The following is a 13,719-nucleotide window of genomic DNA, read 5'->3' on the forward strand; positions in this document are numbered from 1 at the left end:
AAACTTGGAGGTATTAGGATGAAACTGTTTCAACAGAGACCTAAAAAATGGACAGAGTATATCGAGGACTTGCACAGTGATTATATTACGGTTGGCAACCGTCCGACAGAAAGGTTAAAATTCCTTGGGATTACAGAAACAACATTAAAGGATGTCCGGGAAGCAGCGGTATATTTAGAACCTTATGTAAATGAAATTGTAGATAAGTTTTATGAACGTATTACAGCATTACCGCATCTAAAAAAGATAATTCTTCATCACTCAACAGTAGAACGGTTAAAAGTAACGCAGCAAAACTATGTAAAACAATTTTTGCAAGCGGATGTAAACACGGAGTATGTAGAGACGCGTGTAAAGATTGGAGTGGTACATAGTAATATTAATTTAACTGCAAACTATTTTATTATGGCACATGATGTAATGATTCAGTTCATGACAGCGATTCTAATGGAGAAACTAAGTCGCCAACCGGAAAAAATGGTCCGTACGGTTATAGCGATCCAAAAATTAGCGACATTTGATAAACAATTAATTGTTGATGTGTATACAGAGTCTACGTTTCGGAACTTTTTATTCGGTATTTCAGGAATGTTAAATGATGTCACATCCATCGATACGACACAGCAACTAATTGAAGGGATGGAAGAACAAATGTCTGAAGCACATAGTGTAACGGTAGCGACAGAACAAATGAATGCTTCCATACAAGATGTAGCAAACCATGCTGTTACAGTAGCGGAAACGACAGATGAGGCAGTACAAAGTGCAAATAATAGTCGAGAAATTATCGATGGAGCATTACGAGATATAAAGCAAGTTGGGGAAGTATATGATACGGTTATGGAAGATGTACATCATTTAGAAAAACAGATTGACCATACCCATGAAGTGATACATGTAATAAAAGAAATTGCTGACCAGACAAATTTATTGGCGTTAAATGCTAGTATTGAGGCTGCGAGAGCTGGTGAATATGGAAAAGGATTTGCGGTTGTAGCGACAGAAGTTCGCAAGTTATCAGAACATACGAAAGCCCAAATTGAACAAGTAACAGAAAATATGAAAACATTACAACAAGTTTCACGTCAAGTGACAGAACGAATCCAACAAACAGGAGAAAGTGTAGAACAAAGTGTGTCAGGATCTATTCAAGCAGGAAATGAGTTAGGTCATATTGTTTCGACGATGCAAACTATTAATGAACAAACTTCTCAAATTGCCGCAATGAGTGAAGAACAATCTTCTACTGTTGCGGAAATTAGTGCACGTAATGCAAAAATGTTTGAAGTAAGTGAGCAAGTACAAGGGCTTGCAAAAGATACAGCAGAAGTGGTCTATGAGTTAAGTGCAAAAATGAATGACTATCGTCTAACATTTTTAGAAACGAATTTAATATATAGTCAAAGAGATATTATTGAACTAGCGAAGACAGATCATTTATTATGGAAATGGAATATGTATAACTTATTGTTAGGTTCAGCCACTATTTCAAAAGATTCGTTAGTATCGCATGAAAATTGCCGCCTAGGAAAATGGTATTATAGTGAGCAATCGGCTGACTTACGAAAGGATCGTTCATTCCAAGCCTTAGAGAAACCACATAAAGAAGTACATATGTATGCAAAACAAGCATTACAAGCCTATGAAAATAACAATATCGATGAAGCTAAAGATGCATTGAGCCAGTTAGAGACGGCTTCAAACGAAGTAATGGAGCGATTAATCGAGCTTGAACATATTGTTCAAGCAGAAGAAGTGAGATAATGAAATAAATAGAAAAAACGGAGATGAAAATGATTAGTTTATCATTATGCATCTCATTTTTTTTACATAAAATTACTCTAATAATTAAAAATGTCACAATAATTCTGAAGAGTCTGTAAACAACTTGCAACAAACGTGTTCACAAAGTATAATGTAAACAATTAAGATAAAAGAGAGTTTAAGGGGGAACGAGGATGAAAAAGAGGTTACAGTTAGTACTTGTAGTGGTGCTTAGCTTGTTTGTATTAGCTGCATGTGGAGGAAATAATGCAAGCAATGGTAATGCAAATGATGGAGCGAATGACAGTAGTAATAATAATGCGACAAATAATGGTGGAGACAGTTATGTTGTTGGTGCAACACAAATTGTGGAACACCCATCATTAGATGCTGCATATGAAGGATTTCAAAAGGCGTTAGAAGATGCTAGTTTAGATGTTACATATGACTATCAAAATGCACAAAACGACCAAAATAATGTGAAAACAATCTCGGATAATTTTGTTGCAGATGATGTGGATTTAATTTTTGCGAATTCTACGCCAAGTGCATTAGGGGCTTTGAATGCAACAGCTGATATTCCTATTTTATTTACATCTGTTACAGATGCAGTCGATGCTGGATTAGTGGAAGCGATGGATCAACCTGGGGATAATATTACAGGGGTAGTAGACCTACACCCAGATGGAATTGCTGAAACGGTTAAGTTCATCGATGAGTATTTTGAAGGAGCAAAAGTTGGGTTAATTTATAATGCGGGAGAGAAGAACTCTGTTGCACAAATTGAAGCGGTAAAAGAAGCAGGGGAAGGAACGAGCTTATCGTTCGATGAAAGAACTGTTTCGAACTCATCTGAGGTGCAGCAAGCAGCAACGACGTTAGCTGGTGATATTGATGTCTTTTATATCGTTACAGATAACACAGTAGTATCTGCCTTAGATGCAGTTGTAGGGGTAGCGAATGAACAACAAATTCCTTTAGTCGTTGGAGAGCCTGATTCATTAGAAAAAGGTGGCTTTGTTACATTCGGTATTGATTATTTTTCAATTGGATACCGTACAGGAGAAATGGCTGTAGAAATTTTACAGGATGGGAAAACACCAGCCGAAATTGATGTGGAATATCCACCGGAAATTCAGTTATATATAAATAAGAGTGCAGCAGAATCACAAGGTGTCGAGTGGAACGATGATTGGGATGAAAGTGCAGAAATTATCGAATAAGTAATGTGAAAAATATATAACGACATCATATATTAGATAAAATAAAGGTTGGGACATTCGTTAGTAGATAGGCAACTTGAACGATAAGCAGCGATGACTTTTCACAGTTAATTCCTGTTTCATGTTGCTTTGTTTACTGTCCCAACCTTGTCTTTTTTACTTATTTGCACCATGAAAGCCAAAACGGGGGGAAGAAGAATGTTTTTATCATTATTCGGTGCAGTAGAGTCAGGAGCTATTTATGCAATCATGGCATTAGGGGTCTATTTATCTTTCCGTGTGCTAGATTTTCCAGATTTAACTGTTGACGGTAGTTTTGTAACGGGAGCTGCGGTTGCTGCAGTTACTATTATGAATGGAATTCCACCATTTATAGCAACGATAATTGGAACGTTAGCAGGGTTTCTGGCAGGTTGTATTACAGGAATCTTACATACGAAAGGGAAAATTAACGCACTTTTATCAGGGATATTAATGATGATCGCATTATATTCCATTAATTTGCGAATTATGGGATCACCACAAATTTCACTGCTAAATGAAGCGACCATTAAAACACAAATTGTTTCGATTTGGGAAAAAACAAGACTAGACCCTTTATTAAATAATATGTTAGCTTTAACTAGATTAGATAAATTTCCATCCACATGGGGCATACTCATTGTGATGTTTGTACTCGTCATTATTATAAAATTATTAGCAGATTATTTCTTAAAAACAGAAGTTGGTCTTGCCTTAAGAGCGACGGGTAATAACCAAAAAATGATTCGTAGTTTTTCCGCGAATACAGATACACTTATTATTTTAGGGATTGGTATTTCGAATGGGCTTGTTGCCTTATCTGGAGCACTAATTGCACAACATGGTGGCTTTGCGGATGTTGGAATGGGAATCGGGATGATTATTATTGGACTTGCTTCCGTCATTATTGGAGAAGCAATTTTTGGAACGAAAACGATTTTTCGGGCGACATTAGCTGTTTTATTAGGGGCGATTATCTATCGAATCGTTGTAACGCTAGCGCTAAGAGTAGATTTTTTAGAAACAGGAGATATGAAGTTAATTACAGCATTACTCGTTATTTTAGCGTTAATTGCACCGAAAATGTTGCAAGCTAGAAGAGAAAAGAAACGTCGTCAAGCTAAACAAGCATTGATAGAAATGGAGGATGTGTAAAATGTTACAGTTACAACATGTATCCATTACATTTAATGAAGGAACTCCAGATGAAAAAAGAGCATTGAAAAATATTAATTTATTATTAGATCGTGGAGAATTTGTCACAGTCATCGGCGGAAATGGAGCAGGAAAATCTACTTTAATGAATATTATATCTGGAAGTTTGTTTTCAGATATTGGGAGAGTCATAATCAATGGTCAGGAAGTTGGCAATTTACCTGAATACAAACGTTCTCGTTATATCGGACGTGTATTCCAAGACCCAATGGCGGGAACAGCACCAGATATGACCATTGAGGAGAACTTAGCGATAGCTTATTCACGAAACAAAAAACGCCGTTTAAAATTAGGGGTGACAAAGGCACGGAAAGAATATTTTCAAAGCCATTTAGAAACGTTAAATTTAGGGTTAGAAGATCGATTAAACGCAAAGGTTGGGTTGTTATCAGGCGGGGAACGACAAGCATTATCCTTGTTGATGGCGACTTTTACAGAGCCAGATATTTTACTATTAGACGAACATACAGCAGCATTAGACCCTGCTCGTGCGGAGTTAATAACGAATCTAACATCTGAAATTGTTGAGAAATTTAATTTAACGACATTAATGGTGACCCATAATATGCAACAAGCATTAGATATGGGTACACGATTATTAATGATGGATGCTGGACAGATTATATTGGATGCGCGTGGAGAAGAGAAAGATAATTTAACGATTGAAGGATTGTTAGAAGAATTCCAGCGTATTCGTGGTCGAGCATTAGCAAGCGATCAAACTGTATTAGGATAAAAATAAAAGAGTTTTGGGCATAAATGAGTAAGAGAACTAGAACACGAATATAAATAGATAATGTACTACCCTTCCTATCATTGCTATGGCGTGGATTGGTATCACTAAAGGGAAGTGTATCGTATATCTTATAAGGGATCATCGTCCATCCTATTCGTCTGTCATGCTTACATGTTTATTTCGTCCAAAACTTTTTTCTTTGTATCGAAATTGTGGCCATCCAATATGAATCGAAATATGTTCTTCCTTTTGCAAAATTTCCTTCCCATTTTATCATCCCATACCTTACAATAAAGTAATGTTTAGACGTAAATATGTAAGAAAAATCGATATGTCAGGTGATTAGATCATTATATAATATACATAGATTTTGAATAATTGAAGGAGTTTTGCAAGTGCAACCAACAGTTAATAAACAGAGAATACATCTTATTGATTTAATTAGAGGTTTTGCTTTATTAGGCTTGCCTTTTGTAAATGTCTTAGGGCTTTGGAGTGACAATGTAAATTTATCTGGTGAACATACGGATATCATCGTACAACGGTTTTTATTCGTATTTGTAGAAGGACGCTTTTTTGCTATCTTTTCATTTTTATTCGGTGTTGGCATGTATTTATTTTTATCAAGAGCGAAGGAGAAACATGCAAATTATCGATTCATTTTTATTAGACGAATGGCTATTTTATTCGTTATCGGGTTTATTCATCAATTATTTCAACCAGGGGAAGCATTGCTGTTTTATGCAATTTTAGGCATCATTTTATTGCCATTTTTTCATCTTCTAAAGCAATGGAACCTCATATTAGGGGTAATTGGAATTATCGTTGGAAGCGTATGGAGTGCTAAAATATTATTGCCCCTTCCGTACATGTTATTAGGACTAGCATTTGGCCAATATCGTATATTTGAAAAGACGATGTCCTACAAAAAATCATGGATATTTGTGGCGGCTATATCATTTGTTGCAACACTTATTGCTACAGTCTATTTATGGATGCAAGCACCATCATTAGGGATGACGTCATATATGGAAGGTGTTGAACTTACGGAGCTGCAAATGGATATGAATCGTGCATTTTACGAATTCTCTAAAATCGCGCTCATGCTAGCACCTATTTTTACGATCTTTTATGTTAGCTCGCTCGTCGTAGTGGAACCGTTTATCGGAAAAATATTAACACCATTATATGCATATGGACGTATGGCATTTACAAACTATCTCGGGCAAACTGTAATGTTATTACTCGTCCTACAATTTTTCGTAAAAGATTCTATCGTTTCTTATAGTTATGCGACTATCTCATGTGCAATTATCGTGCTTTTACAGATTGCCTTTTCAGCCTTTTGGTTAAAGTATTTCAAATTCGGGCCATTCGAATGGTTGTGGAGATGTGGGACATACGGGGAAATATTGCCGATAAAAAAATAGGGTGTACATGGACCTAGTGCAAGGTAAAAAAAGAGCACATCTGTCATATTTGGGGTCGCGTACCTTTCCATAATATGGCATGTGCTCTTTTTCTTATTTAATTTTGTGCAAAAAAACATTTATTGTAACTAATACATTATTTATGCTCATGTATCTTTGTACGTAAACCTACTTCATCTAATTTTAAGGCGACAACTTCATAGTTTGGAAGTTTTTCTTGCATTGTCTGTGCAACATGCACCCCTTGTCCATTTGCGACGAAGGAGATCATGGTTGGTCCAGCACCACTAATAACGGTACCATACGCACCAAGTTTTCTCGCTTCGGAACGAATTTCATAGTAGTTCGGAATTAACTTGGCGCGGTAGCTTTCATGGAATAAATCACTCTCCATCATTTTACCAGCTAATTCGTAATCACCTGTTAAAAGGGCAGAAATCATTAAATTACTAACTCCACTAGCTGTAGCAGCATCTTTCATTTCGAATTCTGTCGGTAATACTTTACGGGCATCTTCTGTTTTTAGCTCGAAGTTTGGTATATAGACAACTAAATCAGTATCAATGGCGGGCAACTTTTTGTAAGTTGCTTCTTCGCCCATTTTTACCGTCACGACGAAGCCACCTAATAATGCAGCCGCAACATTGTCTGGATGTCCTTCAATTCGAACCGCATAGTCTAATTTTTCTTTCTCACTTAATTGTAACTGGCATAATTGATTTGCTAATTCGATTCCGGCAACAATCGCAGAAGCGCTACTGCCGAGTCCACGTGCTAGTGGGATTTCGCTTGTCATCTTCACATGTGAAGGTGGAAGCAAGGCATCATGCCAATCCGCAACAGTTTTTGCTACTTTGTAAATATAGTGATCTTCATAATTAGCAACTTCAGGAATCGTATCTGTTGTATGTGTAAATTTCCAATTTGTTGCACGTTCGACATCTAATGTTAAATAACGGCTAACCGCAACTCCGGCTGAATCGAAGCCAGGACCGATATTTGCTGAACTTGCAGGAACAGTGATTGTAAACATTTTATTTCCCTACCAATTTTTCAATATATTGTGTGACAGCTGTTTCATCATTTGGCAATGAAACAGGGTCAATTGTTACTTGTTCGATGGCAGTTTGTGGATCTTTTAAGCCGTTACCAGTTAAAATAGCAACAACTTTAGTACCTTTTGCAATCGTTCCAGCTTTTACTTGTTGATACACACCAGCAATAGAAGCACATGATCCAGGTTCAGCAAAAATACCCTCTTTTGCTGGTAATGTTTTAAATGCTTGTAAAATTTCATCGTCGGAAACCGAAGTAATCATCCCTTTTGATTCATCACGAGCATTTTCGGCTAATTGCCAGCTTGCAGGGTTTCCAATACGAATAGCAGTGGCAACTGTTTCAGGTGTTGTAATAGGTTCACCCTTTGTAATTGCTGCAGCACCTTCTGCTTCAAATCCATATATTTTCGGTAATGAGGAACCTTTTTTCTCCGCATATTCTTTGAAACCTTTCCAATATGCACTAATATTTCCAGCATTTCCAACTGGGATAGCTAAAATTTCTGGTGCTTCCCCTAATTGGTCAATAATTTCAAACGCCGCTGTTTTTTGTCCTTCTAAACGATATGGATTGACAGAGTTTACAAGTGTTACTGGATAATTTTTACTAATGTTTTGTACCATCGTTAATGCATCATCGAAGTTTCCTGCGATTTGAACGATTTCAGCACCATACATAACTGCTTGTGCTAATTTTCCCATCGCTACTTTCCCTTCAGGAATGACAACAACAGCCTTCATACCAGCTTTTGCTGCATATGCTGCAGCTGCAGCTGAAGTATTTCCAGTAGAAGCACAAATAACAGAAGCACTTCCATCTTCTTTCGCTTTTGCAACTGCCATAACCATACCGCGGTCTTTGAAAGAACCAGTCGGGTTTAATCCTTCATATTTTCCGTATAATTCAATCCCTAATTCTTCTGATAGGTGAGGGAAATAAACGAGTGGTGTATTTCCTTCGTGTAATGTTAATGCAGGAGTTTCCTCAGAAACCGGTAAAAACTCTGCATATTCTTTAATTAGTCCTTGCCAATTTTTCATAATTAAGCATCCCCTTCAACACGGTAACTACTTTCAACCGTTTCAATTACATGTAAATCTTTTAATTGCTCCATCGCATTTTGGAAGTTTGCTAGTGATGTTTTATGTGTTACGACGACAATTTCTGCTGCACCTTTATCCACAGGTGTTTGTAAAATTCGCTCAAAGCTAATCCCTAATTGATTGAATAAATCAGAGATAGATGCAAAAGCTCCTGTTTCGTCTTTTACACGTAGACGTAAGTAAAACTGGCCGAAACGTTCTTCCGCAGGGGCTAATTGTTTCTCGAAACGAGTTTTAACAAACTTTTTCCCGTTCACACCTAATAGCATATTTTTAATCGTTGCAACAACGTCCGACATAACAGCTGTTGCTGTTGGTAAACTACCAGCACCAGGTCCATAGAACATTGTTTCTCCAACTTGTTCTCCACTTACATATACGGCGTTAAATTCATCGTTTACAGACGCTAATGGGTGATCTTTCGATAAAAATGTCGGTTGAACACTGACTTCAATTTTATTATCATGACGATTTGCAAAACCGATTAGTTTCATCGTTAAGTTTAATTTATTCCCATATTCAATATCTTCTAATGCTAGCGTAGAAATACCACTTACTTCTACATCATCTAGTTCCACATTTGTGAAAAACGATAGACGAGCTAAAATAACCATTTTTCGTGCAGCATCTAGTCCTTCCACATCAGCTGTTGGGTCTGATTCCGCAAAGCCTAATTCTTGTGCTTTTTGTAAAGCATCTTCATAGCTCTGACCTTCTTTGTCCATTTTTGTTAAGATGTAGTTCGTTGTACCATTAATAATTCCCATTACTTGGTTAATTCGATCTGAAACAAGTCCATCAGATAATGGGCGTAATAGAGGGATTCCTCCACCAACACTTGCTTCATAGAATAAGTCACAGCCATTTTCACGTGCTGTTTCTTCCAATTCTGGACCGTGTAATGCAATTAAATCTTTATTTGCCGTTACCACATGCTTTTTCGCTTTTAATGCTGTTAAAATATATTCACGAGCCGTATCTACTCCACCCATTACTTCGATAATTACATCGATGTTCGGATTGTCTAATACGTCTGCACTATTTGTTGTTAATAATGATTCATCTACTGCGATTTTTCTAGCTTTTTCTATGTCGCGAACAAGTACTTTTTCAACTTTTACACCGCAACCTAATTGATGTTGTAGGTCTTCTTGATGGTCTTCTACAATTTGGATGACACCAGAACCGACCACACCTAATCCTAATAACCCAATAGAAATTTCCTTTTTCAAATCGTCACCTCATTTATTATGTATAGATAATTTTGAATATTTCAATTAATCGTATGTCATATAGAACAAGAACTATTATACCATTTTTATATATGATTTTGAATTTATATAATTATTTCATGTATGTTTGTATCATGTCATGTAATTTTCGTGTGAATTTTTCACGTTCTTCGTTTGTAAAAGGCTTCGGTCCTTTCGTTTTCTTCCCGGCTCGTCGCATTTGTGCTCCGATATGTCGTTGAGCAAGTAATGGATCAATATTTTTATCTGTATATTCGAACCCTTTATGGTGGAGGACATGTGCTTGTTTTCCTAAGCATAGTGCAGCAAGCCCATAATCTTGTGTAATGACGATATCGTTCGGTTGGATGTTTCGGACAATTTCATAGTCGGCCATATCGGCCCCTTTATCCACGTGAATAACTTCGACAAATGATGGATATTCCGTTTGCGAAAAATGGGCATAATTTTTCACAAAAATGACTTGTAGCTCATGTGCTTTTGCTACTTCAATTACTTCATTTTGCACGGGGGATGCATCTGCATCAACAAAAATTCTCATCTATCTTTCTCCTTCTTTACCTCTTGTCTTTTCGTGGCTCTATCATACCACGTATAAAAATGGATGGACAAAATAATGGGGAAATAAAAATGAGTAGAAGTTTTATGGATTTTAGAGCTAGGGGAGTAGCATGCAAGAGCTGGGATGCCCTATCGTCCTTGAAAACGTGGAAATGAAGTTTTCGGGGACGCTGGGTCGTTCTACCGTCCTTGAAATCGGGAAAATAGCAATCTCAAGGACGCTGGGTCGTTCTACCGTCCTTGAAATCGCGAAAATCCCAAACTCAGGGACGCTAGGTAGTTCTACCGTCCTCGAAATCGCGAAAATAGCAATCTCAGGGACGCTAGGTTGTTCTACCGTCCTCGAAATTGCGAAAATAGCAAACTCAGGGACGCTAGGCCGCTCTATCGTCTTTGAAATCGCGAAAATTCAAAACTCAGGGACGCTAGGTTGTTCTACCGTCCTCGAAATTGCGAAAATCCAAATCTCAAGGACGCTGGGTTGCTCTATCGTCCTCGAAATCGCGAAAATCCAAATCTCAAGGACGCTGGGTCGCTCTATCGTCCTCGAAATCGCGAAAATAGCAATCTCAGGGACGCTGGGGAGTTCTACCGTCCTCGAAATCGCAAAAATCCCAAACTCAGGGACGCTAGGGAGGTCTACCGTCCTCGAAATCGCAAAAATCCCAAACTCAGGGACGCTAGGGAGGTCTACCGTCCTCGAAATCGCAAAAATCCCAAACTCAGGGACGCTAGGCTCCCAACACCCCAAAGCTCCAAACCCCATCAACCCCACACTTAAAGCAATTTTACATAATCTTAAAACCCAATCCCGTCTTCATAATCTTCCATTTCCCACTCTTGTTTCATCGCACGTTTATGATTTTCTTTTAATTCTTCAATGATCGTATCGACATCGACTTCATTTTCATAATGCCACTGTAAAGCCATCGACATATATAGTTCGTTTAATTGTGCGATAGATAACCCTTTCGTTTTCTTCGCAATAGCATCTAATCTTTCGTGTGGAACGAATTGAGTTAAATTTTTCTTCTCAATATAACGTTTGCGCATTTCAGTATTTGGTTGTTTCACTTCATATGCACGATCAAATCGTCCGGCACGATTAATTAAAGCAGGATCAATTCGTTCGGGGTAGTTTGTCGTCCCGATTAAGAAAATTCCTTCCTTAGTTGTTGCACCATCTAATGCATTTAAGAAAACAGAACGTGCTTCTGCTGGCATGGAATCAATGTCTTCGATAATTAAAATGACAGGCGCCATTTTGGTCGCTTTTTCAAACACTTCACTAATCGAATAACTGGATGTATATTCTGTAATTTGCCAATAAATAACCGGCGCATTGACACTACCGGCGATCGACTTTACGAGTGTTGTTTTTCCGTTTCCAGGATTTCCGTATAATAAAATTCCACGACGATAAGGAATGTGGTAAGTTTTATAAAATGTGCCTTCGTTGGTGAAAAATTCATCAATTGAACGGAAAATATCTCGCTTGATACTTTTTTCAAGCAGTACTTCTTCTCGAGAAATTTGATTCGTAATTTCCTCTTGTTCATCGATTAAACCGTCCTCTGTATCGGTCATAATCGTAATGCCATCTAACATAGATGTACGGTATTGCTCTTCCATAAAATGTAAAAATGCAATGACTTGTGCATCATCAGATCCAAAAATAAATTCGTGTGGATAATCAACATGGCTTTGGAATATATGGATATTCGCAATAGCTACATCAAATCTTGGAAAATAGAAAACATGATTTTCCTCAGATACTTGAATTGTTTTTGCCCCATCTTTATCTATAATTTGTTTTTGAGGATCATGTTCATGAATCGGAGCAATTACCTCCATTTCTGGTGTGTCACTTTCGATTAATTGTGTGAGAATGATATCGGACATACCGATCGTTTCCTCATATGTATAAATAACATATGTATGTCCCGTTTTTTCTCTTAATACATTTGCGATTTTGTCAGTCGTATATGCAAAATCATAATAATGTGGATAATGTTCTCGTGTTATTTCTGAAAAACGTACTAAAGGTTGTTTCATGTATATAATCTCCATCTCTTTGTAATGATAGTATTATAACTTTTCTTCCTCGATTCGTAAAACTTTAATCGAAATGCATATAAAGGAAAAAAACCGTTTTCTTTGTTATACTTAAAATAACCTTTTTAAGGAGGAAACGAGATTGAAACATAATGTGAAATTAGAAAAAGAGGCAATGCGCGTCTTAAAAGAAACGAGTAGAACATTTTATATTCCAATTACATTGTTGAAAAAGGAATTACGTTTAACAGTCGGTTCCGCTTATTTATGTATGCGTGCAATTGATGAAATTGAAGACCATGAAACGATGGAAAAGGATATTAAAGCACGTCTATTACGTGAGACAAAAACATTGTTACTAAAAGAAGGCTCTTTCGATAAAGAAGCATATATGGATCTCGTTCGACCATATGAAGATGTGTTTCCTGAAGTAACATTACGTTTAGCAGAGTGGTTGGATGTTTGCCCAGAAGGGATTGTCGAACAGGTGAAGCAATCGACAGCTGAAATGGCTGGTGGGATGGCTGACTGGGTAGAAAAGGACTTTGCTGTAAATACGAAAGAAGACCTTGATGATTATACATACTATGTTGCAGGACTCGTTGGAGTAATGCTTTCACATATTTGGGAATGGTACGATGGAACTGAAACAGATCGTGATTTAGCGATTGGGTTTGGACGTGGATTACAAGCGGTAAATATTTTACGAAATCAAGAAGAAGATATGGAAGAGCGTGGGGTTAGTTTCATGCCAGAAGGATGGACTCGGGATGATTTATTCGTCTATGCGCGGGAAAATTTAGCAAAAGGGGACGAATACTTAAAATCAATTAAAACGAGAACCATAACGCTATTTTGTAAGATTCCATTAGCTTTAGCAAAACGTACGTTGAAAGCAATGGAAGAAGGAAAAGAAAAAATGTCTCGGATTGAAGTCGAAGAAGTAGTAGAACAAGTGAAAAGTGAATAGGTATAATGAAGCATTAGTCTCTCTTACGAAATATGGAAGCGGAAGGTCTAAGGAGACGGGGACAAAACTTGTCTTTATGCATGAAAAACGGTCATGTTTATCACGAAAACATGACCGTTTTTCATGTTGCAATCGTTAAAGTGATGAAAATGGGCGGTAAAATTTCTTACATTTACTACGGGTAACGCAAATCTTAATTTATTTTCTACGTTGGCTTCCCCTCAAAACGGACAGTTGAATGAACCTTAAAATAGCCTGCAAAATCCAAAAACTAGTTCAACATTTCCCATAGAAACATAGATTCCACCTATATCTTCATTCGGAGCCTT

General features: G+C 37.3%; 12 protein-coding genes. 7 read left to right on the forward strand and 5 right to left on the reverse strand.

All coding sequences use genetic code 11. The features are described 5' to 3' along the window. Window positions 1-18 precede the first annotated feature (18 nt). The 5 genes from WKT09_RS06915 to WKT09_RS06935 all read left to right on the forward strand — a co-directional run bounded on the left by WKT09_RS06915 (window position 19) and on the right by WKT09_RS06935 (window position 6,389). Window positions 19-1,764, forward strand: coding sequence for a methyl-accepting chemotaxis protein (locus WKT09_RS06915; protein ID WP_340415341.1), 1,746 nt, complete (start codon window positions 19-21; stop codon window positions 1,762-1,764). Between the two features lie 194 nt (window positions 1,765-1,958). Next, window positions 1,959-2,987, forward strand: coding sequence for an ABC transporter substrate-binding protein (locus WKT09_RS06920; protein WP_340415342.1), 1,029 nt, complete (start codon window positions 1,959-1,961; stop codon window positions 2,985-2,987). 198 nt (window positions 2,988-3,185) lie between these two features. Beyond that, window positions 3,186-4,163 (forward strand): ABC transporter permease, encoded by a 978-nt coding sequence (locus WKT09_RS06925; protein ID WP_340415343.1) that lies wholly within the window; start codon window positions 3,186-3,188, stop codon window positions 4,161-4,163. 1 nt (window position 4,164) lies between these two features. Next, window positions 4,165-4,959 carry an ABC transporter ATP-binding protein gene (locus WKT09_RS06930; protein ID WP_340415344.1) on the forward strand — a complete coding sequence of 265 codons (795 nt, stop codon included), beginning with the start codon at window positions 4,165-4,167 and terminating at the stop codon, window positions 4,957-4,959. A gap of 395 nt (window positions 4,960-5,354) precedes the next feature. Next, entirely contained in the window at window positions 5,355-6,389 is a 1,035-nt protein-coding gene (locus WKT09_RS06935) for a DUF418 domain-containing protein (RefSeq protein WP_340415345.1), read from the forward strand. Between the two features lie 136 nt (window positions 6,390-6,525). Here the strand turns inward: WKT09_RS06935 and thrB are convergent, their stop codons facing one another. The 4 genes from thrB to WKT09_RS06955 all read right to left on the reverse strand — a co-directional run bounded on the left by thrB (window position 6,526) and on the right by WKT09_RS06955 (window position 10,345). Next, on the reverse strand, window positions 6,526-7,422 hold the full coding sequence (thrB, locus tag WKT09_RS06940; RefSeq protein WP_340415346.1) for a homoserine kinase: 897 nt from the start codon (window positions 7,420-7,422) through the stop codon (window positions 6,526-6,528). Window position 7,423: 1 nt separating this feature from the next. Further along, complete coding sequence (gene thrC / locus WKT09_RS06945; RefSeq protein ID WP_340415347.1) at window positions 7,424-8,488, reverse strand: threonine synthase; 1,065 nt, start codon at window positions 8,486-8,488, stop codon at window positions 7,424-7,426. 2 nt (window positions 8,489-8,490) lie between these two features. After that, the gene (locus WKT09_RS06950; protein ID WP_340415348.1) at window positions 8,491-9,783 is read right to left on the reverse strand and encodes a homoserine dehydrogenase; all 1,293 of its coding nucleotides are present in this window, start codon (window positions 9,781-9,783) and stop codon (window positions 8,491-8,493) included. Window positions 9,784-9,895: 112 nt separating this feature from the next. Beyond that, entirely contained in the window at window positions 9,896-10,345 is a 450-nt protein-coding gene (locus tag WKT09_RS06955; RefSeq protein WP_340415349.1) for a YaiI/YqxD family protein, read from the reverse strand. 130 nt (window positions 10,346-10,475) lie between these two features. On the opposite strand from WKT09_RS06955, the gene WKT09_RS06960 reads away from it, so the two are divergent. Continuing rightward, window positions 10,476-11,249 carry a hypothetical protein gene (locus tag WKT09_RS06960; protein WP_340415350.1) on the forward strand — a complete coding sequence of 258 codons (774 nt, stop codon included), beginning with the start codon at window positions 10,476-10,478 and terminating at the stop codon, window positions 11,247-11,249. Here WKT09_RS06960 and WKT09_RS06965 read toward each other — a convergent pair. Further along, window positions 11,164-12,420: an AAA family ATPase gene (locus WKT09_RS06965; RefSeq protein ID WP_340415351.1), complete on the reverse strand. Its 1,257-nt coding sequence runs from the start codon at window positions 12,418-12,420 to the stop codon at window positions 11,164-11,166. The genes WKT09_RS06960 and WKT09_RS06965 overlap by 86 nt on opposite strands. 142 nt (window positions 12,421-12,562) lie before the next feature. On the opposite strand from WKT09_RS06965, the gene WKT09_RS06970 reads away from it, so the two are divergent. Further along, on the forward strand, window positions 12,563-13,390 hold the full coding sequence (locus WKT09_RS06970; RefSeq protein ID WP_445323999.1) for a squalene/phytoene synthase family protein: 828 nt from the start codon (window positions 12,563-12,565) through the stop codon (window positions 13,388-13,390). Window positions 13,391-13,719: the final 329 nt, after the last annotated feature.

It is taken from the genome of Pseudogracilibacillus sp. ICA-222130 (assembly GCF_037892545.1).
Lineage (GTDB): Bacteria > Bacillota > Bacilli > Bacillales > Amphibacillaceae > Pseudogracilibacillus.

Bases quoted from the DNA above. Each gene is read 5' to 3' on its own strand.
- WKT09_RS06925 (WP_340415343.1), top strand. From the start codon at position 3,186: ATGTTTTTATCATTATTCGGTGCAGTAGAGTCAGGAGCTATTTATGCA.
- WKT09_RS06930 (WP_340415344.1), top strand. From the start codon at position 4,165: ATGTTACAGTTACAACATGTATCCATTACATTTAATGAAGGAACTCCA.
- WKT09_RS06915 (WP_340415341.1), top strand. From the start codon at position 19: ATGAAACTGTTTCAACAGAGACCTAAAAAATGGACAGAGTATATCGAG.
- WKT09_RS06960 (WP_340415350.1), top strand. From the start codon at position 10,476: ATGCAAGAGCTGGGATGCCCTATCGTCCTTGAAAACGTGGAAATGAAG.
- WKT09_RS06920 (WP_340415342.1), top strand. From the start codon at position 1,959: ATGAAAAAGAGGTTACAGTTAGTACTTGTAGTGGTGCTTAGCTTGTTT.
- thrB (WP_340415346.1), bottom strand. From the start codon at position 7,422: ATGTTTACAATCACTGTTCCTGCAAGTTCAGCAAATATCGGTCCTGGC.
- WKT09_RS06965 (WP_340415351.1), bottom strand. From the start codon at position 12,420: ATGAAACAACCTTTAGTACGTTTTTCAGAAATAACACGAGAACATTAT.
- thrC (WP_340415347.1), bottom strand. From the start codon at position 8,488: ATGAAAAATTGGCAAGGACTAATTAAAGAATATGCAGAGTTTTTACCG.
- WKT09_RS06955 (WP_340415349.1), bottom strand. From the start codon at position 10,345: ATGAGAATTTTTGTTGATGCAGATGCATCCCCCGTGCAAAATGAAGTA.